The organism is Lysobacter sp. KACC 24251 (assembly GCF_057747755.1).
On sequence record NZ_CM173222.1, the window covers coordinates 2,657,240 to 2,682,067 of the forward strand.

Annotated in this window: 19 protein-coding genes, 2 tRNA genes, 3 rRNA genes and 1 other RNA gene; 12 read left to right on the plus strand and 13 right to left on the minus strand. The window is 64.8% G+C overall.

Going from position 1 to position 24,828, the window contains the following annotated elements; genetic code table 11:
- The first annotated feature begins 22 nt into the window (after positions 1-22).
- Complete coding sequence (pepQ, locus tag AC3ARF_RS12365) at positions 23-1,348, plus strand: Xaa-Pro dipeptidase (protein ID WP_498928349.1); 1,326 nt, start codon at positions 23-25, stop codon at positions 1,346-1,348.
- Between the two features lie 134 nt (positions 1,349-1,482).
- Here pepQ and AC3ARF_RS12370 read toward each other — a convergent pair whose 3' ends face one another.
- Together AC3ARF_RS12370 and AC3ARF_RS12375 are read right to left on the minus strand one after the other, a co-directional pair.
- On the minus strand, positions 1,483-2,820 hold the full coding sequence (locus AC3ARF_RS12370; protein ID WP_498928351.1) for an aminopeptidase P N-terminal domain-containing protein: 1,338 nt from the start codon (positions 2,818-2,820) through the stop codon (positions 1,483-1,485).
- Positions 2,821-2,830: 10 nt separating this feature from the next.
- Positions 2,831-3,379 (minus strand): UPF0149 family protein, encoded by a 549-nt coding sequence (locus AC3ARF_RS12375; protein WP_498928353.1) that lies wholly within the window; start codon positions 3,377-3,379, stop codon positions 2,831-2,833.
- Between the two features lie 104 nt (positions 3,380-3,483).
- On the opposite strand from AC3ARF_RS12375, the gene AC3ARF_RS12380 reads away from it, so the two are divergent.
- The 7 genes from AC3ARF_RS12380 to rpiA all read left to right on the plus strand — a co-directional run bounded on the left by AC3ARF_RS12380 (position 3,484) and on the right by rpiA (position 11,068).
- Positions 3,484-8,064, plus strand: coding sequence for an EAL domain-containing protein (locus AC3ARF_RS12380; RefSeq protein WP_498928355.1), 4,581 nt, complete (start codon positions 3,484-3,486; stop codon positions 8,062-8,064).
- A gap of 30 nt (positions 8,065-8,094) precedes the next feature.
- Positions 8,095-8,316, plus strand: a complete 222-nt coding sequence (locus AC3ARF_RS12385; protein ID WP_498928357.1) for a TIGR02449 family protein — start codon at positions 8,095-8,097, stop codon at positions 8,314-8,316.
- A complete protein-coding gene (locus AC3ARF_RS12390; protein WP_498928360.1) occupies positions 8,313-8,615 on the plus strand; it encodes a cell division protein ZapA in 303 nt (100 codons plus the stop codon). The genes AC3ARF_RS12385 and AC3ARF_RS12390 overlap by 4 nt, the downstream gene beginning before the upstream one ends.
- Before the next feature lie 200 nt (positions 8,616-8,815).
- Positions 8,816-9,002, plus strand: a non-coding RNA gene (ssrS, locus tag AC3ARF_RS12395) — 6S RNA.
- 86 nt (positions 9,003-9,088) lie between these two features.
- Positions 9,089-9,691, plus strand: coding sequence for a 5-formyltetrahydrofolate cyclo-ligase (locus tag AC3ARF_RS12400; RefSeq protein WP_498928362.1), 603 nt, complete (start codon positions 9,089-9,091; stop codon positions 9,689-9,691).
- A complete protein-coding gene (locus tag AC3ARF_RS12405) occupies positions 9,688-10,158 on the plus strand; it encodes an EVE domain-containing protein (RefSeq protein WP_498928364.1) in 471 nt (156 codons plus the stop codon). The genes AC3ARF_RS12400 and AC3ARF_RS12405 overlap by 4 nt, the downstream gene beginning before the upstream one ends.
- A 247-nt stretch (positions 10,159-10,405) precedes the next feature.
- On the plus strand, positions 10,406-11,068 hold the full coding sequence (rpiA, locus tag AC3ARF_RS12410) for a ribose-5-phosphate isomerase RpiA (protein WP_498928366.1): 663 nt from the start codon (positions 10,406-10,408) through the stop codon (positions 11,066-11,068).
- 267 nt (positions 11,069-11,335) lie between these two features.
- Here the strand turns inward: rpiA and rrf are convergent.
- From rrf to AC3ARF_RS12435, 5 genes are all read right to left on the minus strand, one after another.
- Positions 11,336-11,450: ribosomal RNA gene (rrf, locus tag AC3ARF_RS12415) — 5S ribosomal RNA — on the minus strand.
- Positions 11,451-11,621: 171 nt separating this feature from the next.
- Positions 11,622-14,502, minus strand: a 23S ribosomal RNA gene (locus AC3ARF_RS12420).
- Between the two features lie 234 nt (positions 14,503-14,736).
- A tRNA-Ile gene (locus AC3ARF_RS12425) sits at positions 14,737-14,813 on the minus strand.
- 18 nt (positions 14,814-14,831) lie between these two features.
- Positions 14,832-14,907 (minus strand) — tRNA-Ala (locus AC3ARF_RS12430).
- Positions 14,908-15,019: 112 nt separating this feature from the next.
- Positions 15,020-16,564: ribosomal RNA gene (locus AC3ARF_RS12435) — 16S ribosomal RNA — on the minus strand.
- Together the 16S, 23S and 5S rRNA genes with 2 tRNA genes alongside form the textbook arrangement of a ribosomal RNA operon.
- A 664-nt stretch (positions 16,565-17,228) precedes the next feature.
- Here AC3ARF_RS12435 and AC3ARF_RS12440 point away from each other — a divergent pair.
- Positions 17,229-17,681, plus strand: coding sequence for a DUF192 domain-containing protein (locus tag AC3ARF_RS12440; RefSeq protein WP_498928367.1), 453 nt, complete (start codon positions 17,229-17,231; stop codon positions 17,679-17,681).
- 65 nt (positions 17,682-17,746) lie between these two features.
- Here the strand turns inward: AC3ARF_RS12440 and AC3ARF_RS12445 are convergent, their stop codons facing one another.
- Positions 17,747-17,938 (minus strand): rubredoxin, encoded by a 192-nt coding sequence (locus AC3ARF_RS12445; RefSeq protein WP_498928369.1) that lies wholly within the window; start codon positions 17,936-17,938, stop codon positions 17,747-17,749.
- 66 nt (positions 17,939-18,004) lie between these two features.
- Between AC3ARF_RS12445 and thiE the strand changes: the two genes are divergently transcribed.
- On the plus strand, positions 18,005-18,652 hold the full coding sequence (gene thiE, locus AC3ARF_RS12450) for a thiamine phosphate synthase (protein WP_498928371.1): 648 nt from the start codon (positions 18,005-18,007) through the stop codon (positions 18,650-18,652).
- A 76-nt stretch (positions 18,653-18,728) separates the two neighbouring features.
- On the plus strand, positions 18,729-20,021 hold the full coding sequence (hemL, locus tag AC3ARF_RS12455; RefSeq protein WP_498928373.1) for a glutamate-1-semialdehyde 2,1-aminomutase: 1,293 nt from the start codon (positions 18,729-18,731) through the stop codon (positions 20,019-20,021).
- A gap of 25 nt (positions 20,022-20,046) precedes the next feature.
- Here the strand turns inward: hemL and AC3ARF_RS12460 are convergent, their stop codons facing one another.
- Together AC3ARF_RS12460 and AC3ARF_RS12465 are read right to left on the minus strand one after the other, a co-directional pair.
- Complete coding sequence (locus AC3ARF_RS12460; RefSeq protein ID WP_498928375.1) at positions 20,047-20,535, minus strand: P-loop NTPase family protein; 489 nt, start codon at positions 20,533-20,535, stop codon at positions 20,047-20,049.
- A 27-nt stretch (positions 20,536-20,562) separates the two neighbouring features.
- On the minus strand, positions 20,563-21,789 hold the full coding sequence (locus tag AC3ARF_RS12465) for an acetylornithine/succinyldiaminopimelate transaminase (protein WP_498928377.1): 1,227 nt from the start codon (positions 21,787-21,789) through the stop codon (positions 20,563-20,565).
- A gap of 121 nt (positions 21,790-21,910) precedes the next feature.
- Here AC3ARF_RS12465 and AC3ARF_RS12470 point away from each other — a divergent pair, with 121 nt between their 5' ends.
- Entirely contained in the window at positions 21,911-22,789 is an 879-nt protein-coding gene (locus tag AC3ARF_RS12470) for an ion transporter (protein WP_498928379.1), read from the plus strand.
- A gap of 41 nt (positions 22,790-22,830) precedes the next feature.
- On the opposite strand, the gene AC3ARF_RS12475 is transcribed toward AC3ARF_RS12470, so the two are convergent.
- From AC3ARF_RS12475 to AC3ARF_RS12485, 3 genes are read right to left on the minus strand one after another with little or no spacing between them, the layout of a single operon-like run.
- Positions 22,831-23,250: a VOC family protein gene (locus tag AC3ARF_RS12475; protein WP_498928380.1), complete on the minus strand. Its 420-nt coding sequence runs from the start codon at positions 23,248-23,250 to the stop codon at positions 22,831-22,833.
- Positions 23,251-23,262: 12 nt separating this feature from the next.
- Entirely contained in the window at positions 23,263-24,078 is an 816-nt protein-coding gene (locus tag AC3ARF_RS12480; RefSeq protein ID WP_498928382.1) for an SDR family oxidoreductase, read from the minus strand.
- A gap of 31 nt (positions 24,079-24,109) precedes the next feature.
- Positions 24,110-24,769 (minus strand): protein kinase family protein, encoded by a 660-nt coding sequence (locus AC3ARF_RS12485; protein WP_498928384.1) that lies wholly within the window; start codon positions 24,767-24,769, stop codon positions 24,110-24,112.
- Positions 24,770-24,828 lie beyond the last annotated feature (59 nt).

Consider the following 24,828-nt stretch of genomic DNA (forward strand, 5'->3'; position numbering starts at 1 on the left):
CGACGTCCCCAAGGGAAGCCCCATGACCATCCAAGATCTCGCGATGTTATACCCGCAGCACGTGCAAACCACGTCTGCGCGGACGAGCGAGGCCCTGGCCCGCGGCGGCTACGACCACCTGGTCGTGCCCAGCGGAACCCTGCACTACCATGTCTTCGACGATCGCGATTACCCGTTCGCGACCAATCCGCAGTTCAAGGCGTGGGTGCCGCTCACCCGCAATCCGGGCAGCTGGATCGTCGCCACGCCGGGTCAGAAGCCCAGGCTGGTCTACCTGCAGCCGGCCGATTACTGGCACGTGGTGCCGCAGGCGCCGAGCGGTTGGTGGGTCGACGAGTTCGAGATCGTGGTGATCCGTACCCCGGAAGAGGCGTTGCAGCACCTGCCCCGGGACGCGTCGCGCTGCGCCATCCTCGGAGAACCGCAGAGCGCGCTGGGCGCTTTCGTGCCCAACAATCCGCCTGCGGTGGTGAACCATCTGGAATACCACCGCGCGTTCAAGACGCCTTATGAGATTGCATTGATGCGCGAGGCCACACGCATCGGCGTGCGTGCGCACCGCGCGGCGGAGCGCAACTTCCGCGCGGGATCCAGCGAGTTCGGCATCCACCTCGCCTACTGCCAGGCGGCCGGACAGGATGCCAACGACCTGCCCTACAGCAACATCGTGGCGCTCAACGAACACGGCGCGGTGCTGCACTACACCGAGCGTGACCGCCTGCCGCCGCGCGAGTCGCACAGCTTCCTGATCGACGCGGGCGCCAGTTTCCATGGCTATGCGTGCGACATCACGCGCAGCTACGCTGCGGACAGCGCGAGCGAGTTCCAGGCGCTTATCGATGCGATGGACGCGGCGCAGTTGCGCATGTGCGATGAGGTCCGGGCCGGCTTCGACTACAAGCAGCTGCACCTCAACGCGCATCTGGCAATCGCCGGCATCCTGCGCGACTTCGGCATCACGCGCCTTTCGCCCGAAGCCGCGGTGGAGACCGGGGTAAGCAGCGTGTTCTTCCCGCACGGCATCGGCCACGGCATCGGCCTGCAGGTGCACGACGTGGCGGGCTTTGCCGAGAGCGACCGCGGCGGCACGATTCCCAAGCCTGCCGGCCATCCCTACCTGCGCCTGACCCGCGTGCTGCAGCCGGGCATGGTGGTCACGATCGAGCCGGGCCTGTACTTCATCGACCTGCTGCTCGAAGAGCTGCGGCAGGGCGCGCACGCCGACGACGTGGACTGGGCGCGTATCGAGTCGTTCAAGCCCTATGGTGGCATCCGCATCGAGGATGACGTGGTGTGCACCGACGGCGCCCCGATCAATCTCACGCGCGAAGGCTTTGCCGCCGCCTAAGACGCAAGGACTGTCCCTCCCGCAAGAAGCCCGCGGTCTGCCGCGGGCTTTGTCGTGCCAAGGCGAGTGACTCTTGCGTCGCCACCGCGGTGCCAGGCAAACCGCGCGACGCAGAGAGCGCGGCAAACCCGCAGTCAAGCCGCCGCGTGCGCGTCGGCCATGTAGTCCTCGATCTCATCGGCGCTGCGCGCCAATCCATCGGTCAATACCTTGTGCCCGTCGCGGGTCACCAGCACGTCATCCTCGATCCGGATGCCGATGCCGCGCCATTTGGCATCCACGGTGGTGTCGTCCTGCGGCACGTACAGACCGGGCTCGATGGTGAACACCATGCCCGGCTCGAGCAGGCGCGATTCCCCATCGAAGCGGTATTCGCCTACGTCATGCACGTCCATTCCCAGCCAATGTCCGGTCTTGTGCCGGTAGTAGCGGCGGTAGTGGCCTTCGGCGATGTTCTTCTCGAGTTTGCCCTTGAGCAGGCCCAGGCGCAGCAGCCCCTCGGTCAGCGTTTCCACCGCAGCATTGTGTCCGGCCTCGTATGGCACCCCGGGACGCGCATGGGCCAGGGCGGCCGCCTGCGCTTGCCCCACCAGTTCATGCAGTGCACGCTGTGCCGCGGTGAAGCGACCATTGGCCGGGAACGTACGGGTGATGTCCGCCGCGTAACCACGGTACTCCGCGCCGGCATCAATCAGCACCAGGTCGCCGTCACGCACCAGTGCGTTGTTGGCGTGGTAATGAAGAACGCAGGCGTTGGCGCCCGCGCCGACGATGCTGCCGTAGGCCGGCTGCGCGTCATGCAGTCGGAACATGCGCTCCAGTTCGGCCTGCAGGGTGTATTCGTGCACGCCGGGGCGAACAGCGCGCATTGCGGTCTGGTGCGCCATCACCGAGATGTCGGCCGCCCGCTGCATCAGCTTCAGCTCGTCGCGGTCCTTGAACAGGCGCATTTCGTCCAGCAGGTGGCCCAGTTCAAGGAATTCGTGCGGCGGCCGTTCGCCCATCTTCATGATCGCGCGCACGCGGTTGACCCAGCCGATCAGCTTCAGGTCGAACTCCGCATCGCGGCCGAAGTGGTAGTAAACGCGGCTGCGCCCTTCCAGCAGGCCCGGCAGGATGTCGTCGATGTCGGTGATGGGATACGCGTCGTCCAATCCGAAGCTGTCGACCGCGCCTTCGGGGCCGAAACGCGGACCGTCCCACCCCTCGCGTTCGGGATGGCGCTCGCGGCAGAACAGCAGCGTCTCGCCGTGATTGCGCCCTGGCACCAGCACCAGCACCGCCTCCGGCTCCGGGAAACCGGTGAGGTACGACAGGTCCGAATCCTGCCGATAGGGGTAGTGGGTGTCGCGGCTGCGGATGCGCTCGGCCGCCGCCGGGAGCACCAGGATGGCGTCATTGCCCGCCATGCGCATCAGCTGCTTGCGGCGACGTGCGTAGGTGGCGGCAGGAATGCCGGTGGCGCTGGCCATCGCCGCTGCCTCAGTTCAAACGGGCGCGGTGCTGGGCGGCCAGCACGCAATCACCATGCAGCAACAGGGCCGCCACCCTCACGAACTCTTCGATCTCGACGAGGGCCGCCTCGTCGTCATCGTCACCTTCGTCCTGTGGCTGCGCCGCGGCAAGCTTGGCCAGGTCGGCCAAGGCTTCGGCACCCTCTTCGGACAGCGGGGGCTTGGCGCCGGCGGCCAGACCAAACGCGCCGAGGAACCCCCGGCACCAGTCGAACAGCGCGCCACTGCGCACGGCCAGCGAGGCGTCGGCTTCGGGCAGCAGCAGCTCGAAACCGAAGCTGCGGTCGCCGAACTGGGCTGCGCTGGCTTCGCGCAGCTGGTCAAAGGGAGAGTGCTCGGCGGGGGTCGCCAGCGCTGCGTCCACCAGCACCTTGGCGGGCCAGTCGCGGGTGGCGGCGCCACCACCAGCCAGCCAGCCGCACAGCGCGCCATGCAGTTCCGAGGCGGTCATCGCCAGTCCCTGGTCGCGGATTTCCGCCTCCACGGCGGTGAGGGTCGGCAGATCGGTATTGGCCACGTGCATTGCCACGTTGAGGGAGGGCCAGTGTACCAACCGGGGTTGCGGCGGCACGGCTTGATTTTTGGTTGTGATGGCTGCCCCGGCTGCCTAAACTGGCCCGGTTGCTTTTCCTGCGCCTCGGTGCCGTGCCGCACTTTCCCATCTGCAAAGCCGTAGGCTGTGGCCTGCTGGCCCTGGCCTTGCTGGGACCGGCCCACCGAAGCGCGCAGGCAGCCACCCGCGAATTCTACTTCCAGTCGCTGGGAAGCGATCGCGGGCTTGTTCAGAACTCGGTCACGGCACTGGTCCAGGACCGCCAAGGCTTCGTCTGGGTCGGCACGCAGGGCGGCCTGCACCGATACGACGGGCAACGCTTCGTCCCCTACCGCCACGAGCCGCAGAATCCGGCCAGCCTTCCGGAAAGTTTTGTCACCGCGCTTGCGCTCGACGGTGAACGGGGCCTGTGGATCGGAACGCAGTCGCGCTATGTGGCGCGACTGGACCTGGGCAACGGCACCGTGCGGCGCTATCTCAGCGGCAGCGCCCCGGAGGGTCCCAGTCAGCGCGTGACGGCGCTGGTTCCACTGCATGGCCGGCTCTGGGTCGGGACGAGCGCCGGCCTGGAATGGCTGGATCCCAGCAGCGGACGGCGGCAACCGGTACTGCGCCTGCCCCCCAGCGTGGACCGTGACATCGCCCCACAGGAGTTGGTCGCCGATGCCCACGGGACGCTGTGGTACGCCACCCTTGCCGGTCTGTACCGCGTCGGTGCGGATGGACAGGCCAGCCGCGTTGGTCCAGCGGAGGCCGTTACTGGCCTCTCCTTCGATCGGCAGGGGCAACTGTGGATAGGTCGCAGCGACGGCCTTTACCGCCTGCATTCCAACGGCCGCGAATTCCTGCGGCAGTGGCCTGCCGGGGCAGACATGGCGGGCGGCGAGGTTCGCGACATCATCGAGGCGCCCGACCGGAAACTGTGGTTCAGCGTCGGCAACGCCGGCTTGCGTCGAATGGACCCGCAGACCGGCCACGTCACCGCCATCGAAGAAAACGCCTCGGTCCCGGCCAGCCTGCCGGAAGATTTCGTCACCGCTTTGATGGTCGATCGCAGTGGGATGCTGTGGGCCGGCGGCTGGTTCCGCGGCGTGTCGGTGACCGACCCGACCGGCTCTCGTTTCACCTACGTGCTGGAACTCGACGGCACGCGCAAGGGGAGTGCCGCGGCAGACGACAGCATTCGGTCCGTGTACGAATCCGAGCCCGGGGTCGTGTGGCTGGGGACTGACGACGGCCGCTTCCTGCGCTACGACACAGCGGCCGACCGGTTCACCGACTGGACGTCCCGGCTAGCCCCCCCCGCTTCCACGCTGGCTGCGGTGCGCCGGGTCATGGCGATCGGCGATGCCGGCCACGGCCGCCTCTGGCTGGCCACCACCCACGGCCTGCTGCGGTTCGATCCCGGTACCGGAGAGTCGGAAAGCGTGCCTATGGGGGCTTACGGGCACCCGGGCATGCGTTCGCTGCTGCTCGCCCGGAATGGCGACCTTTGGTTGGGCACAAGCCGCATGGGCGTACTGCATTACCGTCGCGATGGTTCCGGCGTGACCCACCATGGCTGGCGCGAGGGCGACCCCCGCTCGGTGTCCCACCCCACGGCCAATGCCCTGCTTGAAGACCGCAAGGGCCGGATCTGGATCGGGACCAGCGATGGCCTCGACGTCCTCGATCCGACCACCGGCCAGATCCGCCGTCTGCGCCATCGCGACCACGCGCCGGACAGCCTGGCAGGCAATCTCGTGCGCAGTCTGGTACAGGCCCGGGACGGCACGGTGTGGGTCGGCACCCATTCAGGCCTGAGCCGGGCGATTGAAGGCGCGGACGGCAGCATCCGCTTCAGCCACCCGCTCAGCGGCAAGCTCGGCTCGCAGGCGGCACCCACCGTGTTCTCCATCGGCCAGTCGCCCGGCCGGGAGCTATGGCTGGCAACGGACATCGGCATCCTCCGGCTCGACCCCGCCAGCGGCGACGCGCGTATGTACGGCGTCGCGGACGGGCTGCAGGATCTGGAGTTCAACGGCGGTGCCGCGGCGCGCCTGCGGGACGGCCGCCTGGCGTTCGGGGGCGTGCGCGGCCTCAACCTGTTCGATCCCACCCGCATTGCCGACTCCCGCTTCACCCCCCCGGTGCGGCTGCTCGCGGCGCGCATCGGCCTGGACGCACCCGGCGACAGTGGCGCCCTGTGGCTGCCTGCCAAGCTGGACGTTCCCGCCGGCGTCGACATCCTGCGCCTGCGGATCGGCGCATTCGACTTCGACCCCGCCGCGCGCATCCACTACCGCTACCGCATGGACGGTTTCGATCGCGGCTGGATCGACAACGGCACGTCGCCCGACATCACCTACACGCAACTGCCGCCCGGGCATTACACCCTTCGTGCACAGGCCACCAACCGCGATGGCATCTGGAGCCCGCAGGAGCTGCAGATCCCCGTCCACGTCGCGCCGCCGCTGTGGCGCCACCCGCTGGCAATCTTCGTCGCGGTGCTGGTGGTGCTGGGCGCCAGCGCCACCACGGCCTGGCGCTGGACCCGGCGACGCCGGCTCGACCAAGGCTACTTCCGCCAGATCCGCGAGCGCGAAGAGCGCCTGAAGCTGGCGCTGTGGGCTTCGGGCGAACAATTCTGGGACTACGACCTGGTCCACGGCCACGTGCACCGCATGCGAGTGGACGACCAGGGCAGCGACCCCACCGGCGGCGACATCCACACGCAGATCACCACCGACCACGTCATCCACGGCGATGACCTGCCCCAGGTGCTCGACCAGTTGCGCCAGCACTTGCGTGGCGATTCCGCACTGTTCCTGTCCGAGCACCGCACCCGCGCGCCGGATGGCACGTGGCAATGGGTGCGTGCCCGCGGCCGGGTGGTCGAACGCGGCCCCGACGGCCGTGCGTTGCGGGTGGCCGGCACCGCCCGCGACATCACCGCCAGCCGCAGCGCCGAACGTGAGCGCCGCATCGCCAGCGAGGTGCTGCGCAGCATGGCTGAAGCCGTGGCCGTTTTCGACCGCGATTTTGCTTTCATCTCGGTCAACCCTGCCTTCTCGCGCATGACCGGCTACAGCGACGCCGAGGTCATCGGCCGCGGCACCAACCTGCTCGACAGCCTGCAGCACGACCCCGACTTCTACCAGCACATGCGCGTGGAAATGGAGCGGACCGGGCGCTGGTCCGGCGAGGTCTGGCAGCGGCGCAAGGACGGCACGGAATTCCTGTGCTGGCTGCAGGCGAGCATCGTGCTCGATGCCAGCGGCCAGCGTGGCCACTATGTCGCCGTGCTTGGTGACATCACCGACCAGAAGCGCGCCGAGCAGGAACTGCGCTACCTCGCCAACTACGACACGCTCACCGGCCTGCCCAACCGCACGCTGCTCTCCGAGCGGCTGTCCCGCGCGATCGTGCGCGCCCGCCGCCAGAACCAGAGCATCGCCGTCCTGTTCCTCGACCTGGACCGCTTCAAGGACATCAACGACTCCCTCGGCCACGCCGCCGGCGACCGCATCCTGCGCGCCGCCGCGGCCCGCCTGCAGCAGACGGTAGGCCTGCAGCACACCGTCGCGCGACTGGGCGGCGACGAATTCACCGTGGTGCTGGAGAACATCGACACGGGCGAACAGGCCGAACAGGTAGCGCTGGAGATCATCGCCGCGTTCGAGCAACCGCTGGACCTGGAAGAGCGCCACGAAGTGGTGATCTCGCCCTCGATCGGCATCAGCCTCTATCCTGACCACGCCCAGGTCCCCACCGACCTGCTCAAGCACGCGGATACCGCGATGTATCAGGCCAAGGCCTTCGGTCGGCGCACGTTCATGCGCTACACCGAGAGCATGGACCAGGAGATCCGTCAGCGCGCCACCATCTCCGCCGCGCTACGCAAGGTGCTCGACCGCGGCGAACTGCGCCTGGTCTTCCAGCCCCGCCTGTCGCTGTCCGACCAGCGCATCACCGGCGTCGAGGCGCTGCTGCGCTGGACCAGCGCCGAGCACGGCGAGATCGCGCCGATGCAGTTCGTGCCGCTGGCCGAGGAGACCGGGCTGATCATGGAGATCGGCGAATGGGCCCTGCGCCAGGCCTGCGCCGTGCTCAAGCGTTGGCAGGACCGCGGCCTGGATTCACTGACCATGGCGGTCAATGTGTCCGCACTGCAGTTGCTGCGCGGCGACCTCCCCACCGTGGTGGCCCGCACGCTGGAGGCCACCGGCATCGACGCCCGCGGCCTGGAACTGGAGTTGACCGAAAGCGTGATCATGGAGAACGCCGAGCAGACCGCCTCCACCCTGCAGGCCGTCCGTGATCTGGGCATCGCCCTGGCCGTGGACGACTTCGGGACGGGTTACTCGTCGCTGGCCTACCTCAAGCGCTTGCCGATCAACACGCTGAAGATCGACAAGGCCTTCATCGCCGACCTCACCATCGACCCCGACGACGAGGCCATCACCACCACCGTCATCGCCATGGCGCACTCGCTGGGGCTCAACGTCATCGCGGAAGGCGTGGAGACTGAGGCCCAGATGCAATTCCTGCGCGCCCACGCGTGCGATGAGATCCAGGGCTATTGGCTGGCCCGCCCCATGGCCGAAAGCGACTGCCTGGCCTTCATCCTCGACTGGGCCCGTCCGCGCCGCGTCACCGCCGTGCCTTGACCGGCCGCCCCACGCTGCTATCGTTGACTGATGGATCGCGACGAGCTCCTCTCCCAACTGGAATCGCTCAACGCTCGTCTCGACGAGCTCACCGAGCGTGCCCGCCGCATGGGCGAAGAGAATCGCAGCCTGCGCCAGCAGCAGGAACAGCTGGTGGGCGAGCGCTCCGCCCTGCTGGCGAAGAACGAGCTTGCCCGCACGCGGGTCGAGGCCATGATCGCGCGGCTGAAGTCGCTGGAGCAGCACACGTGAGCGCCAACCACCCGGTCACCATCCGCATCCTCGACCGCGAGTACACCGTCGGCTGTGAGCCTGACGAGCGTGACAGCCTGCTCGCCGCCGCCAAGCTCCTGGACGGCAAGATGCGCGAGGTCCGCGGCAACAACCGCATGGCGGCTCTGGACCGCGTTGCCGTGCTTGCCGCTCTCAACCTCGCCCACGAACTGCAACTGGCCCGCGCCGAGAACCAGGGCCGCGACCGCGAACTGACCCGCACCCTCGGTGACCTGCAGCGGAAACTCGACGGCTTATTCGACGCCACCGCGCGCTGAGTTCAGCGTTTGGTCGGCGACTGATCGCCCGTCCCGCGGCCTGGAAACGCCGCCCCGTACATGACTGTCTGGCGTCGCGGCCGTCGCCGCCCATCCCAGCGGGTGGACCTGACTGCAAAGCGCAGGCCATGCTGAACGCCGCGCACTTCACCCCGACAGGCGGCCGCCCCGTATCCCACGCTCACGCTATACTGCTCGCACGTCCTCTGCTGTGTTCGACGGCGTACGCAAACATTCGCCTTGTCCCTTAATTACGACCACGGGGACGCGACCGAGGCCTGGAGTGCATGTCCGCCACGTAGCGGGAAGCCCGACGGCCACCAAGCGTCCCCACTTGAACCCCGGGTTCAAGGTCGTTTCGTAAGCATCGGCACGAGCGGAGGACTTCCCTTTCATTGCCGGTGGTGCAGGCCATTGCCGGCGCCCCCGGCCACCCGCGGCCAGGGTCACCCCGCTGCACCGGATTGCGCTGGATGACCGTTGACCTCGCGGCAGAACGCCGACAACTCCGCACCGTCCTGCGCGACCGTCGTCGCGCCCTGCCCGCTGCCACCCGCATTGCCGCCGCCGAACAGCTGGCCAATCGCCTGTTGTCCATGCCATTCGCCCCGACGCACGGCTATGTCGCGGGCTACTGGGCGATGGACGGGGAGATCGCGCTGCATGCGTGGCAGCTCAAGCTCCCGCGCGACTGCATCTACTGCCTACCCGTGCTGGGCGACGATGAGCGCTTGCGCTTCGCCCCGTGGCGCCCGGGGGACGTACTGGTGAGCAACCGCTTCGGCATCCCCGAGCCGGACCTGGCACCGGCCTCGTTGTTGGACCCCTCGCAGTTGACCATGGCGGTAATGCCACTGGTCGGGTTTGATGCATTCGGCCAGCGCCTTGGCATGGGCGGCGGCTGGTACGATCGCACCTTCGCATTCCGCCACGAGCGCTTGGCGCCGCCCTATCTGGTGGGCGCCGCCTTCGACGTGCAACGTGTCGAATCACTCACGGGCGCTGCCTGGGACGTGGCCGTAGACGCCGTCTGCACCGAAACCACTTTCATCGATTGTCGAAAAATCCCTGCATGACCGCCCGCCGCCGTTACTGGCTGATGAAGTCCGAACCCGACGCCTTCTCCATCGACGACCTGCAACGCGTGGGCACGGAGCCCTGGAACGGCGTACGCAACTACCAGGCACGCAACTTCATGCGCGACCAGATGCAGGTTGGTGATGGCGTGTTGTTCTACCACTCCAACTGTGCGGTGCCCGGCATCGTCGGAACCGCCACCGTCGCCAGCCGGGCCTACCCGGACGAGACCCAGTTTGATCAAGGGTCCGACTACCACGACCCCAAGGCCACCCGCGAGGAGCCGCGCTGGTTCCTGGTCGATGTCGCGTTCGATCGCAAACTAAAGCGAACCATCGCGCTCGATGAGATCAAGCAACACGCCGACCACCTGGGCGAGGAATTCGCGCTGATCCGCCGCGGCAACCGGCTATCTGTTTTTCCGGTAAGCGCGGCCCAATGGAAATATCTGCTCTCCCTGGAATAAGCGCATCATGGCGCTGCGCTCGGCATCACCGGGGCGGTTCGTCGTAGAGCCGGGTCGATCGGCTGAGGCAGGATCCGACTGAGCTCTCTGCCCCCGTGGCTACGAGGCGGTGAAACCTCAGAGTTGCCCCCCAGAGTCCGGTTCATTTCAGCGCCCGGCCCTATCGGTTCCAAACAGGAGGGTCGAGACTTCTCCGGCATCGTCCAACGCGCCCCCACCCACCTACTGACTGCGAGTTTCCAACACAATGAGCGAAGCCAAGCGTCTGGCCGGCGAAAAGGCCATCGAATATGTCGAAGACGGCATGATCGTCGGCGTCGGCACCGGTTCCACCGTGGCCTATTTCATTGACGCGCTGGCTCGCGTCAAGGACCGCATCAAGGGCACCGTATCCAGCTCCGAGCAAAGCACCGCCCGGCTGCGCGCCCACGGCATCGAGGTTCTTGACCTCAACAGCACCGGCCCGCTGTCCTTGTATGTGGACGGCGCCGACGAATGTGATCCGCACAAGTGCCTGATCAAAGGTGGCGGTGCCGCGCTGACCCGCGAAAAGATCATCGCCGAGGCCAGCGAGCAGTTCGTCTGCATCATTGACCCCGCCAAGCGCGTTGGCGTGCTGGGCAAGTTCCCACTCCCTGTCGAAGTCATCCCGATGGCGCGGAGCCTGGTCGCCCGCCAATTGTTGGCAATGACCGGAGGCCAGCCGGTATGGCGCCAGACAGCCGACGGCCAGGGCGTGGTCACCGACAACGGCAATGTCATCCTCGACATCCACAACCTCTCGATCACCGATCCGGTGGGCCTGGAGCAGGCGATCAACCAGATCCCGGGGGTGGTGAGCGTGGGTTTGTTCGCCCGTCGTCGCGCAGACGTCGTGATCGTGGGTGGGGAGCCGCCGGTCGTGTATTGAGGTCGTCCCATCACGCCCAGACGGGCGACTGCCACAAAGCAAAAGCCACCCTCGCGGGTGGCTTTTTGTTGCCTGTTGCCGTGCGGTTGGCGGAGCGTGCCTCGTGATGGCCTGATCACGGGGACGGGGCCTCGATCATGCGATCCAAGGCGGAGGCGCGACCGACTTGGTGGGCGGGACGCCCGGTGTGCTTGACGTGCGCGGGGATTTTCGCGCGCGCAAAAGAAGAAGGCCGGATCCTGTGGGATCCGGCCTTCTGGGTAAAGCCCCTGGCGATGACCTACTCTTGCATGGCTTGAGCCACACTACCATCGGCGCGTGTGCGTTTCACTTCCGAGTTCGGAATGGGATCGGGTGGTTCCACACAGCTATTATCACCAGGGAGAGGGTGGAGGGTCGCGGGTCTCGATGGACCGAGTCGCGCACACGCTCTCGTTGGGTGCTTCGGAACAGATCGATGGGCTGATCTGCCGTCGGCGAATAATTTGGAATGTAGCGAGTGATTGTGCCGAACGTCGAACGTGTCGTCGAGTCCAAGGCCACTTGAGGTTATATGGTCAAGCCACACGGATCATTAGTACAGGTTAGCTCAATCCATTGCTGGACTTACACACCCTGCCTATCAACCACCTGGTCTTGATGGTTCCTTTAGGGGAGTCAAGCTCCCGGGAGATCTCATCTTGAGGCGCGCTTCCCGCTTAGATGCTTTCAGCGGTTATCGCTTCCGAACATAGCTACCCGGCAGTGCCACTGGCGTGACAACCGGAACACCAGAGGTTCGTCCACTCCGGTCCTCTCGTACTAGGAGCAGCCCCTCTCAAATCTCCAACGCCCACGACAGATAGGGACCGAACTGTCTCACGACGTTCTGAACCCAGCTCGCGTACCACTTTAAATGGCGAACAGCCATACCCTTGGGACCGACTACAGCCCCAGGATGTGATGAGCCGACATCGAGGTGCCAAACACCGCCGTCGATATGAACTCTTGGGCGGTATCAGCCTGTTATCCCCGGAGTACCTTTTATCCGTTGAGCGATGGCCCTTCCATACAGAACCACCGGATCACTAAGACCTACTTTCGTACCTGCTTGATCCGTCGATCTTGCAGTCAAGCACGCTTATGCCTTTGCACACAGTGCGCGATGTCCGACCGCGCTGAGCGTACCTTCGTGCTCCTCCGTTACACTTTGGGAGGAGACCGCCCCAGTCAAACTACCCACCATACACGGTCCCCGATCCGGATTACGGACCTAGGTTAGAACGTCAAGCACGACAGGGTGGTATTTCAAGGTTGGCTCCACCCCAGCTAGCGCCAGGGTTTCATAGCCTCCCACCTATCCTACACAGACGAACTCAACGTTCAGTGTAAAGCTATAGTAAAGGTTCACGGGGTCTTTCCGTCTTGCCGCGGGAACGCTGCATCTTCACAGCGATTTCAATTTCACTGAGTCTCGGGTGGAGACAGCGCCGCTGTCGTTACGCCATTCGTGCAGGTCGGAACTTACCCGACAAGGAATTTCGCTACCTTAGGACCGTTATAGTTACGGCCGCCGTTTACTGGGGCTTCGATCAAGAGCTTCGCCTTGCGGCTGACCCCATCAATTAACCTTCCAGCACCGGGCAGGCGTCACACCCTATACGTCCACTTTCGTGTTTGCAGAGTGCTGTGTTTTTGATAAACAGTCGCAGCGGCCTAGTTTCTGCGACCCCCCTCAGCTCAACCATGCATATGGTCACCAAGAGGGGTGTACCTTCTCCCGAAGTTACGGTACCAATTTGCCTAGTTCCTTCACCCGAGTTCTCTCAAGCGCCTGAGAATTCTCATCCTGCCCACCTGTGTCGGTTTACGGTACGGTCTGCGTAAGCTGAAGCTTAGGAGCTTTTCCTGGAAGCGTGGTATCAGTCACTTCGTCCTAATGGACTCGTCTCGGTGCTCGGTGTTGAAGGATCCCGGATTTGCCAAAGATCCACACCTACCGCCTTTCCCCCGGACAACCAACGCCGGGTAGACCTAACCTTCTCCGTCCCTCCATCGCACTTACGCGAGGTGCTGGAATATTAACCAGCTTCCCATCGACTACGCATTTCTGCCTCGCCTTAGGGGCCGACTCACCCTGCGTCGATTAACGTTGCGCAAGGAAACCTTGGGCTTTCGGCGTGCGGGCTTTTCACCCGCATTATCGTTACTCATGTCAGCATTCGCACTTCCGATACCTCCAGCAGACTTCTCAATCCACCTTCAACGGCTTACGGAACGCTCCTCTACCGCGCATAACAAAGTTATGCACCCCAAGCTTCGGTTCTGTGCTTAGCCCCGTTAAATCTTCCGCGCAGACCGACTCGACCAGTGAGCTATTACGCTTTCTTTAAAGGGTGGCTGCTTCTAAGCCAACCTCCTGGCTGTCTGTGCCTTTCCACATCGTTTTCCACTTAGCACAAAATTTGGGACCTTAGCTGTGGGTCTGGGTTGTTTCCCTTTTCACGACGGACGTTAGCACCCGCCGTGTGTCTCCCATGCAGTCCGTCTTGGTATTCGGAGTTTGCAATGGTTTGGTAAGTCGCAATGACCCCCTAGCCATAACAGTGCTCTACCCCCAAGAGGATACACATGAGGCGCTACCTAAATAGCTTTCGAGGAGAACCAGCTATCTCCGGGTTCGATTAGCTTTTCACTCCTAATCACACCTCATCCCCGACCTTTGCAACGGGCGTGGGTTCGGGCCTCCAGTTGATGTTACTCAACCTTCACCCTGGGCATGACTAGATCACCCGGTTTCGGGTCTACAGCCCGCGACTATTCGCCCTATTCAGACTCGGTTTCCCTTCGCCTCCCCTATACGGTTAAGCTTGCCACGAACTGTAAGTCGCTGACCCATTATACAAAAGGTACGCAGTCACCCCGAAGGGCTCCTACTGCTTGTACGCACACGGTTTCAGGGTCTATTTCACTCCCCTCTCCGGGGTTCTTTTCGCCTTTCCCTCACGGTACTGGTTCACTATCGGTCGGTCAGGAGTATTTAGCCTTGGAGGATGGTCCCCCCATGTTCAGACAGGGTTTCTCGTGCCCCGCCCTACTCGATTTCATCGCATGAGCCCTTTCGCATACAGGGCTATCACCTTCTATGGCCGGCCTTTCCAGGCCGCTTTGCTAGAACTCATGCAACTTAAGGGCTAGTCCCCGTTCGCTCGTCACTACTAAGGGAATCTCGGTTGATTTCTTTTCCTCCGGGTACTTAGATATTTCAGTTCTCCGGGTTTGCTTCCAGCAGCTATGTATTCACTGCAGGATACTGCTTGCGCAGTGGGTTTCCCCATTCGGACATCGCGGGATCAAAGCTTATTGCCAGCTCCCCCGCGCTTTTCGCAGGCTATCACGTCCTTCATCGCCTCTGACCGCCAAGGCATCCACCGTGTGCGCTTATTCGCTTGACCATATAACCCCAAGTCGCCTCAGGGTCGTCTGTGCCCGGGGGTACAAAGCCCGGACGCGAATATAACGACTCAATTTAATTAGGGACTTTCGTCCCCGCCTTAGCCTCTACGACACGTCATGGACATTCGTCTCAAAACGCTCGCTACATTCCAGTTTTCAAAGATCAGCCACCTGGCCTCAACGCCCGGCGGTATCAATTCTTTATGTATGCGCAGTATTCAAAGTTCGCGGGATGGTGGGTCTGGGAGGACTCGAACCACCGACCTCACCCTTATCAGGGGTGCGCTCTAACCACCTGAGCTACAGACCCAAAAGTCTCACCCAGGGATGGTGGAGCTTGTCGGGATCGAACCGACGACCCCCTGCTTGCAAAGCAGGTGCTCTCCCAGCTGAGCTAAAGCCCCATGTATAAACAGGGACGCTCCCGCGGCCATCACCTCACGGTGATTACCAGGAACTTTGAATGCAGGTCACTTGTGCGGACGCCTGACAGGCAATTTGCTGTCTTTAGTCTCTAAAGGAGGTGATCCAGCCGCACCTTCCGATACGGCTACCTTGTTACGACTTCACCCCAGTCATGAATCACTCCGTGGTAACCGTCCCCCTTGCGGTTAGACTAGCTACTTCTGGAGCAACCCACTCCCATGGTGTGACGGGCGGTGTGTACAAGGCCCGGGAACGTATTCACCGCAGCAATGCTGATCTGCGATTACTAGCGATTCCGACTTCATGGAGTCGAGTTGCAGACTCCAATCCGGACTGAGATGGGGTTTCTGGGATTGGCTCACCGTCGCCGGCTTGCAGCCCTCTGTCCCCACCATTGTAGTACGTGTGTAGCCCTGGCCGTAAGGGCCATGATGACTTGACGTCATCCCCACCTTCCTCCGGTTTGTCACCGGCGGTCTCCTTAGAGTTCCCACCATTACGTGCTGGCAACTAAGGACAAGGGTTGCGCTCGTTGCGGGACTTAACCCAACATCTCACGACACGAGCTGACGACAGCCATGCAGCACCTGTGTCACGGTTCCCGAAGGCACCAATCCATCTCTGGAAAGTTCCGTGCATGTCAAGGCCAGGTAAGGTTCTTCGCGTTGCATCGAATTAAACCACATACTCCACCGCTTGTGCGGGCCCCCGTCAATTCCTTTGAGTTTCAGTCTTGCGACCGTACTCCCCAGGCGGCGAACTTAACGCGTTAGCTTCGATACTGAGTGCCAAGTTGCACCCAACATCCAGTTCGCATCGTTTAGGGCGTGGACTACCAGGGTATCTAATCCTGTTTGCTCCCCACGCTTTCGTGCCTCAGTGTCAGTGCTGGTCCAGGTAGTCGCCTTCGCCACAGATGTTCCTCCCGATATCTACGCATTTCACTGCTACACCGGGAATTCCACTACCCTCTACCGCACTCTAGTAAGCCAGTATCCAATGCCGTTCCCAGGTTGAGCCCAGGGCTTTCACATCAGACTTAACAAACCACCTACGCACGCTTTACGCCCAGTAATTCCGAGTAACGCTTGCACCCTTCGTATTACCGCGGCTGCTGGCACGAAGTTAGCCGGTGCTTATTCTTCCGGTACCGTCATGACTCCAGGTTATTAACCCGAAGCTTTTCTTTCCGGACAAAAGTGCTTTACAACCCGAAGGCCTTCTTCACACACGCGGCATGGCTGGATCAGGCTTGCGCCCATTGTCCAATATTCCCCACTGCTGCCTCCCGTAGGAGTCTGGGCCGTGTCTCAGTCCCAGTGTGGCTGATCATCCTCTCAGACCAGCTACGGATCGTCGCCTTGGTGGGCCTTTACCCCGCCAACTAGCTAATCCGGCGTCGGCTCATCTTTCTGCGTGAGGCCCGAAGGTCCCCCACTTTCACCCGTAGGTCGTATGCGGTATTAGCGTAAGTTTCCCTACGTTATCCCCCACAAAAAGGCAGATTCCGACGCATTCCTCACCCGTCCGCCACTCGCCACCCACAGTATTGCTACTGCTGTGCTGCCGTTCGACTTGCATGTGTTAGGCCTGCCGCCAGCGTTCACTCTGAGCCAGGATCAAACTCTTCACTTAAATTTTTCGACAGTCCGAAGACCATCTAATTACTTGAGTGCAGACTTCGTCCAAAGCCCGAATCACTACTTGCATTTGCATGCTTGAATTGATCGGTTCTTTGTTGAACGTCTGCTGATGGACAACCATCCACCGGTCAGACGCCCGCACAAGTCACCTGCGCATACTTTCAAAGATCCAGGACTTCAGCCTCAGCGCTTCGTCCTTCACTCCATCGTCACCAAAGTGCCCGAGGGAGCCGCACACTATACAGCAGTTTTGGATTCCGTCAACACCGTCAACCGAATCTTTTTTGCTGCCCCACCGCGTCGTTTCCGTCGGGTGGGTCGATCATTCTAGCAAGTCTTCACGTTTCGTCAACAGCCCGTTTCGTGATTTTCCTGCCGCCCCGAAGCCGTTTCCGACAACCGGGCCGCGCATCCTACAGCAGCTTCCGGATTCGTCAAGACCCTCCGTCACCACCACTTTCCGCGCCCCGCTCACTGCGTCGAAACGCCTCAGCGGGGCGCGCATTGTGCACATGCACAACGCGTTTGGGAAGGGGTGTTCGCGAGTTGGCTGCCCACTGCCCGCTCACGCATGGAAGAGGCAGTTGCATACCCGTGCTTGACGCATCACGCGGCCGGCTGCGAACAATGCGCATCCTTCCTGCCCGAGGTCCGCCATGCGCTTCCACCTGATTGCCGCCTGCGCCGCGCTTTCTGCTGTCATGGGCGGCTGCGCCACTGCGCCCCAGGGCGCCTGGGTGGAGTTGGGCGGCGCCCGATATACGGTGGAGATTGCCGATGACGACGCCGAGCGCGCGCGCGGCCTGATGTTCCGGGACTCGCTGGCCATCGAGCAGGGGATGCTGTTCATCCACGAGCGCGCGGAGATGCAGGCGTACTGGATGAAAAACACCCGGATTCCGCTGGACATCCTCTATTTCGACGACGCGCGGCGGCTGGTGTCCCAGCAGCGGGACGTACCGCCGTGCACGCTGGGTGACGCCTGTCCGCCCTACCCCAGTGCGGCGCCTGCCCGGTTCGTGCTGGAACTGAATGCCGGTGAGGCCAGGAAGCTGGGGTTGGAGGACGGGGCCGAGCTGACGTTCGGGCCTGGCATCCAAGTGCCCTGAGCGCGGGACGGCGGCCCGCCGGGGCTGTGGGCGGGCCCTAGGTTAACGGGGCGTCCGCAATCCGCTCAGACCTCGGTCATCTCGAAATCGTCCTTGCCCACGCCACAATCCGGACACGTCCACGTGTCGGGCACATCCCCCCAGCGGGTTCCGGGCGAAATACCCTCTTCCGGCAATCCCGCGGCCTCGTCATAGATGAAACCGCAGACAACGCACATCCAGGTGCGGTAGGGGGCGGTCGCGGACGGGTCGGTCATGGGCGGATAATGGATTGATTGCGGGCGGGCATTGTCCCATTGGCCCCGCGACCACGGAAGCTGCCCATGTCGCCTAGCTGGCCGCGCCACGGCCTGTACGCCATCACTCCCGACGAAGTGGACACTCCACGCCTGCTGGCGCGGGTGGATGCCGCGCTGGCGGCGGGTGTGGCGATGCTGCAGTACCGGAACAAGCGCGTCGACGACGCCACGCGTCGTATGCAGGCGCAGGCCTTGCTGGCGCTGTGCTCACGGCATTCGGTGCCCCTCATCGTCAACGATGATTGGCGGTTGGCGGCGGATATTGGCGCGGATGGCGCCCACCTGGGCGAGCACGACGGCGAGCTGCGGGCGGCGCGGGCGGCCTTGGGCGCTGCCGCGATCCTCGGCGCGTCCTGCTACGACTCACTGGATCTCGCACGCGACGCCGTCGACGCGGGTACCAGCTACATCGCGTTCGGGGCGTTTTTTCCGTCGCCCACCAAACCTCAGGCGCGCCGTGCATCGCTGGACCTGGTGCACGGCAGCGCCACACTCGGCGTGCCGCGGGTGGCCATCGGCGGCATCACGCCGGACAATGGGCGCACGCTGGTCGAAGCCGGCTGCGAACTGCTGGCGGTGATTTCCGGAGTGTTCGACGCCCCGGATCCGGCGGCCGCGGTGCGCGCCTATCAGCGCTGCTTCGACACATCCCCAGACCCGGCATCGCCCTGAGCCAAGTCGCTCCTGCGCAGGCTTCCCTTTCCCGACCGACGCCGGCCCATGCCGGCACCTCCGACCAAGGTTGACCATGAATACCGAACGCTCCCACGCCCTTTTCATCCGCGCCCAGGAACTGCTGCCGGGCGGCGTCAATTCGCCGGTGCGCGCCTTCCGCTCGGTGGGCGGCGAGCCGTTCTTCGCGCAGCGCGCCGAGGGTGCGTACCTGTACGACGTGGACGGCAACCGCTACGTCGACTACGTCGGTTCGTGGGGGCCGATGATCGCCGGTCATGCGCACCCGCAGGTGCTGGACGCAGTGGCGAGAACCATGCGCGACGGCTTGAGCTTTGGCGTGCCCAACGCACTGGAAGTGACCATGGCCGAGGCGATCACCCGCATCGTGCCGAGTTGCGAGATGGTGCGGATGGTGAACTCGGGCACCGAGGCGACGCTGTCGGCGATCCGGCTGGCGCGCGGCGCGACGGGGCGTTCGCGCATCGTCAAGTTCGAGGGCTGCTACCACGGCCACGGCGACAGCTTCCTGGTGAAGGCCGGCAGCGGGGTGATGACGCTGGGCCTGCCGAATTCGCCGGGCGTGCCGTCGGCGCTGGCCGACCTGACGCTGACCCTGCCCTACAACGATTTCGAGGCGGCGACCAAGCTGTTCGACGAGGTGGGCAGCGAGATCGCGTGCCTGATCATCGAACCGATTGTCGGAAACGCCAACTGCATCCTGCCGCGCGACGGCTATCTGCAGCACCTGCGCGCGCTGTGCACGCAGCACGGTGCGCTGTTGATCTTCGACGAGGTGATGACCGGCTTCCGCGTGGCGCTGGGCGGTGCACAACAGCGTTATGGGATCGCCCCGGACCTGAGCACGTTCGGCAAGATCATCGGCGGCGGCATGCCGGTGGGCGCCTACGGTGGCCGTCGCGACCTGATGTCGCAGATCGCGCCGGCGGGGCCGATCTACCAGGCCGGCACGCTGAGCGGCAATCCGGTGGCGATGGCAGCAGGGTTGGCCACGTTGGACCTGATCCAGGCGCCGGGCTTCCATGACGGACTCGAGCGCAGCACGCATGCGCTGTGCGACGGACTGGAGGCAGCCGCGCGCGACGCGGGCGTCGCGTTCAGCACCACGCGCGCGCCGGGCATGTTCGGCCTGTATTTCCGCGAGGGGGCGGTGGAAACGTTCGAGGATGCGAAGGCGTCTGACACCGCCCGCTTCAACCGCTTCTTCCACGCGATGCTGGAGCGCGGCGTGTACTTGGCGCCGTCGGCATTCGAGGCCGGGTTCGTGTCCAGCGCGCACGGAGAGACCGAGATCGCCCATACCGTGGCGGCGGCGCGCGAGGCGTTCGCGGTGGCCGCGGCCGGGTGAGTACTGACCAGTAGGGGCTGCGTCCCTAGGCCAGCGGCGGCAGCTGGACGTGCTCCTGCTTGTCGCCGTTGAAGCGATCGAACAGTTCGCGGTGGCGGCGCCGCGAGAACTCATCGTCGCGGGTGTCGTAGCCGCGCACCCATTCGACCAGCATGGGCAGGTTGCGATCCTGCGCGGCCGCGCTGGAGTACTTGTGCGGCTCCCACAGCCGCGCCCGGCAGTTGGCAATGCATGCCTCAACACCCGGATTGAGGAACACGAGGCGCGTCGCATGCGCCAGCGCCAGTTCCGCCAGGTCGGCGTAGCAACCTTCCATGACCCAGCCGGGGTGCTTGGCCTGGAAGGCGGCAATGGCCAGGGCGCTGTCAATTAAGGCGCGTCGGGTGGTCGGCGCGGTGGGCTGCCAGGCAATGGTGTCCAGATCCAGGTGCGCAAGGCCGTGGCGTGCGGCCATGGCCCTGGCGTGGGTCGACTTTCCGGATCCCGAGTTGCCGATGATCACAATCCGCTGCATGAAGCGTTTCTTCGCGGTGACAGCGGCTCAGCCGCGCACGACGTCTGCAAGGGCGGCGCGCAGGCGTGCCAGGCCTTCGCCCACGTCTTCGTCGCTGATGTTGAGCGCGGGCACGAAACGCAGTACGTCCGGGCCGGCCTGGAGGGTGAGCAGGCCATGCTCGACGCAGCGATCCAGGATTTCGCCGGCCTTGCCCGCATGCTCGGGGCGCAGTTGCGCCCCCAGCATCAGGCCGCGGCCGCGGATCTCGCTGAAGAGGTGGAAGTGGGCATCAATTGCGGCGAGGCCATCGCGGATCGCCTGCGCTTGGCGTACGACATTGGCCTGCAGGGCGGGCGACGACAGCTCCCGGAGTGCGGCGCCCGCCACCGCCGTGGCCAGGGGGTTGCCCCCGAACGTGGTGCCATGGGCGCCGAACTGCATGGTTTCCGCAGCCTTTTGGCCGACCAGCATGGCGCCGATGGGAAAGCCGCTGCCCAGCGCCTTGGCCAGGGTGACGACATCCGGCGTGACGCCGTAGCCGTGACAGGCGAACAGGTGACCGGTGCGGCCCATGCCGCACTGGATCTCGTCGAGTATCAGCAGGGCGCCGTGGCGGTCGCACAGCGCGCGCAGGCCAGTGAGGAAGGCATCGGTGGCCGGCGTGACGCCACCTTCGCCCTGGACCGGCTCGACCAGCACGGCGCAGACATCACCGGCGGCCATCGCCGCCTCGGCCGCGGCCAGGTCGTTGAAATCGCTGTAGCGGAAGCCGGGCGGCAAGGGCTCGTAGCCTTCCTGGTACTTGGGCTGGGCGGTCGCGGTGACCGCCGCCAGGGTGCGGCCGTGGAAGCTGCCCCGGAAGCTGAGGATCACCCGGCGCTCGGGCGGGCGCCCCTGCGTGCTGGCCCACTTGCGCGCGAGCTTTATCGCGGCCTCGTTGGCTTCGGCACCGGAGTTGCAGAAAAACACCCGCTCGGCGAATCCCGAGGCGGCCACCAGCGCCTCGGCCAGGCGCAGGGGCGGTTCACTGACGAAGACGTTGCTGGTGTGCCATAGCTTGCCGGCCTGCTCGGTCAGTGCCGCCAGCAGGGCCGGATGCGCATGGCCGAGGGCATTCACCGCGATGCCGGCGCCGAAATCGACGTATTCGCGGCCCTCGCGATCCCATACACGCGATCCCTGGCCACGGTCGAGCACGATGCGGCGCGGGCGGTAGACGGGAAGGTAGTAGCGTTCGGCGAGGGCGTAGAGGTCGGCGGTCTGGCTGGTCATGGGCGTGGGCGGAGGGAATGCGCCGCCATTTTCGCGCATCGCGGCGGTGCGTGCTTGGCTTGGCCTGCCCGCGTCGCGGCGCTGGGGCGGCTTAGGGCAGAATCAGGTCAGGAGGGATCCCATGCGACTGCTGATCGACCCCCAACTCGAGCCCGCAACGGAGTCCGGTTTGCGACGGACGTGGTTCGACATCATCTACCGCCACGACACGCCTCCCTCGCGCAATTTCGACCTGGTGCTGATCGGGGCGATCGTGGCCAGCGTGCTGGTGGTCATGGCCGACAGCGCCGCGTCGTTCCACGCTCGCCACGCGGATTGGCTGTATCCGCTGGAGTGGGCGTTCACGGTGCTTTTCACGGTCGAATACGCGGTTCGCCTGATGGTGGTCCGGCGCCCGCTGCGTTACGCGCTGAGCCTGTGGGGCATCATCGACCTGCTGTCGATCCTGCCGACCTACCTGTCGGTGCTGCTGCCCGGCAGCCAGAGCCTGCTGGTCGTGCGCGTGCTGCGCATGTTGCGCCTGTTCCGCATCCTCAAGCTGACCCAGTACGTGGAAGAAGGCAGCGTGCTGGCCACGGCGCTGTGGCGTAGCCGTCGCAAGCTATTCGTGTTCCTGAGCGCGATCCTGACAGTGGTGGTGATCTTCGCGGCGCTGATGTACGTGGTCGAGGGTCCGGGGAACGGGTTCACCAGCATTCCGGCGAGCATGTACTGGGCGGTGGTGACGATGGCAACCGTGGGCTACGGGGACATTGCCCCACAGACCGGCCTGGGCCGCTTCATCGCCTCGGCGCTCATCCTGATCGGCTATAGCGTGATTGCTGTGCCCACCGGCATCTACACGACGGAACTGGCGTTCAGCCTGCGTGAGGCGAAGGACTCCGGCCGCCCGGACCGGCGCGGCTGCCCAGGGTGCGGGGTGGAGGGACACGAGCCGGGGGCCAACTTCTGCCGCGCCTGCGGCCATGCGCTGCCGGACCCATCCGGCCAAGGCGGGTGAGCGGGTGGGGGCGCGCGCGTTCCACGCGTCGCCCCAGCGGGTTACCAGACGCCAGAGTTGGGCATCGACGCCCAGGGCTCCTGCGATGGCAGGCGGCCGCCCTTCTGCAACAGCTCCACCGAGATCAAGTCGGGCGAGCGCACGAAGGCCATGTGGCCATCGCGCGGCGGACGGTTGATGGTGATGCCCATCGCCTGAAGGTGCGAGCAGGTGGCGTAGATATCGTCGACCTCGAACGCGAGGTGGCCAAAGTTTCGCGCGGTGCCGTAGTCCTCGTCGTCGTAGTTGTACGTCAGCTCAATCTCGGACTCGGGATTGGCCGGCGCACCCAAGTACACCAGGGTGAAGCGGCCCTCGGGGTAGTCCTTGCGGCGCGTTTCCTGCAGGCCAAGGCCTTCACAGAAGAAGCGGAGAGAGGCGTCCAGGTCGCGGACGCGGACCATGGCGTGGAGATATTTCATGGGGGTCTCCGGTTACAGGAACAGGTCGGGCAGCAGCGGCCGCGTGGGGTCAACCGCGTAGCCCCTGAAATCGCTGACGCCGGCCTCGCGCAGCACCTCGTCATCGATGAGGAACTGACCATGGAAGCCCGCGGCCGGGCGCACCAGCACTGCGTGCGCGGCGTCGGCCATGATCTCCGGCTTGCGGCAACCCTGCAGGTCCACGCCCGGGATCATGTTGAGCGCGTCGGTGGCGATGATGGTGCGCGGCCATAACGCATTCACGGCAACACCCTGCGGGCCGAATTCGGCGGCCAGACCCAGGGTGACGAAGCTCATGCCCATCTTGGCCAAGGTGTAGCCGGTATGCGGTCGCCACCACTTCGGGTCGAGGGTGGGCGGCGGCGCCAGGGTGAGGATGTGCGGGTTGGGCGCCTGCAGCAGGTAAGGCAGGCAGGCCTGAGCGCACAGGAAACTGCCGCGCGAATTGACCTGCTGCATCAGGTCGAAGCGCTTCATCGGCGTGTCGAGCGTGCCGCGCAGCCAGATCGCGCTGGCGTTGTTGACCAGGATGTCGATGCCGCCGAAGGCATCAACGGTGGCCGCAACCGCCGCACGCACTTCGTCCTCCTCGCGGATGTCGCAGCGCAGGGCGATGGCCTGCCCGCCCGCGGCCTCGACTTCGGCGGCCACGCTGTGGATCGTGCCCGGCAACTTGGGGTTGGGTACCGACGACTTCGATGCGATGGCGATGTTGGCGCCGTCGCGCGCGGCGCGCAGGGCGATGGCGCGACCAATGCCGCGGGAGGCGCCGGTGATGAAGAGGGTCTTGCCGGACAGGGTGGTCATTGCGGGTTCTCGTTGGCAGCGGTGCCTTGGTTCAGGGCTTGGGCCCCTGCCCTTCATTGTCCTCCCATTTCAGGAGGCGGCGGGTCACGAAGCGGTACACCGGCTTGCCGGTCGCGAACCACAGCTCGCGCACCCACGAGTGGCGCTTGAGCACGCGCCGCTCCACCGGGGTAAGCGCCTCGGGACAGTAGGTGCGCTTGTGCTTGAGCAGGTGGCGCAGGTCCTCGCGCGCCAGCAGGCGCATCCAACGCGCGCGCGGATGCCCCCGGGTCGCGAGCTGGAAATCGATGATCGCGGGTGCGCCATCGGGCAGCACCAGCCAGTTGGCCTCCTTGGCGAGGTCGTTGTGCGCCAGCCCGCGGCGGTGCAGTTGCTGCAGCAGGCGCCGGGCCTGGCGGAAGTACGCAATATCCCCTCGCGGCGGTCGCTGGTACATGGCATGGCCGTCCATGTAGCTGCGGTCGAGCCGGCGCCCGTCCCAGTCCAGCAGGCGCGGCGTGGCGGGCAAGCCGTCGATCTGGCGAAGCGCCAACGCCTCGCGCCGGGCCAGCCACCAGGCGGGCAGGCGCAGCCACACGGGGACGAAGCCCAGGTCGCGGCGGACGAACGGGCCGTCTTGCCCTCGCATCAGGGCAATCCGGCCAAAACTGTCAGCCTTCAGCGCGGTGACTTCGATGGGGGGAATGGACATGGTTCCAGTGTACGGAATCGGCGCATCCGACCGCGCTGACACCGGCATTGCGTGATCGG

Bases quoted from the DNA above. Each gene is read 5' to 3' on its own strand.
- pepQ (WP_498928349.1), top strand. From the start codon at position 23: ATGACCATCCAAGATCTCGCGATGTTATACCCGCAGCACGTGCAAACC.
- AC3ARF_RS12370 (WP_498928351.1), bottom strand. From the start codon at position 2,820: ATGGCCAGCGCCACCGGCATTCCTGCCGCCACCTACGCACGTCGCCGC.
- AC3ARF_RS12385 (WP_498928357.1), top strand. From the start codon at position 8,095: ATGGATCGCGACGAGCTCCTCTCCCAACTGGAATCGCTCAACGCTCGT.
- AC3ARF_RS12400 (WP_498928362.1), top strand. From the start codon at position 9,089: ATGACCGTTGACCTCGCGGCAGAACGCCGACAACTCCGCACCGTCCTG.
- AC3ARF_RS12405 (WP_498928364.1), top strand. From the start codon at position 9,688: ATGACCGCCCGCCGCCGTTACTGGCTGATGAAGTCCGAACCCGACGCC.
- rpiA (WP_498928366.1), top strand. From the start codon at position 10,406: ATGAGCGAAGCCAAGCGTCTGGCCGGCGAAAAGGCCATCGAATATGTC.
- AC3ARF_RS12440 (WP_498928367.1), top strand. From the start codon at position 17,229: ATGCGCTTCCACCTGATTGCCGCCTGCGCCGCGCTTTCTGCTGTCATG.
- AC3ARF_RS12445 (WP_498928369.1), bottom strand. From the start codon at position 17,938: ATGACCGACCCGTCCGCGACCGCCCCCTACCGCACCTGGATGTGCGTT.
- thiE (WP_498928371.1), top strand. From the start codon at position 18,005: ATGTCGCCTAGCTGGCCGCGCCACGGCCTGTACGCCATCACTCCCGAC.
- hemL (WP_498928373.1), top strand. From the start codon at position 18,729: ATGAATACCGAACGCTCCCACGCCCTTTTCATCCGCGCCCAGGAACTG.
- AC3ARF_RS12460 (WP_498928375.1), bottom strand. From the start codon at position 20,535: ATGCAGCGGATTGTGATCATCGGCAACTCGGGATCCGGAAAGTCGACC.
- AC3ARF_RS12465 (WP_498928377.1), bottom strand. From the start codon at position 21,789: ATGACCAGCCAGACCGCCGACCTCTACGCCCTCGCCGAACGCTACTAC.
- AC3ARF_RS12470 (WP_498928379.1), top strand. From the start codon at position 21,911: ATGCGACTGCTGATCGACCCCCAACTCGAGCCCGCAACGGAGTCCGGT.
- AC3ARF_RS12475 (WP_498928380.1), bottom strand. From the start codon at position 23,250: ATGAAATATCTCCACGCCATGGTCCGCGTCCGCGACCTGGACGCCTCT.
- AC3ARF_RS12480 (WP_498928382.1), bottom strand. From the start codon at position 24,078: ATGACCACCCTGTCCGGCAAGACCCTCTTCATCACCGGCGCCTCCCGC.
- AC3ARF_RS12485 (WP_498928384.1), bottom strand. From the start codon at position 24,769: ATGTCCATTCCCCCCATCGAAGTCACCGCGCTGAAGGCTGACAGTTTT.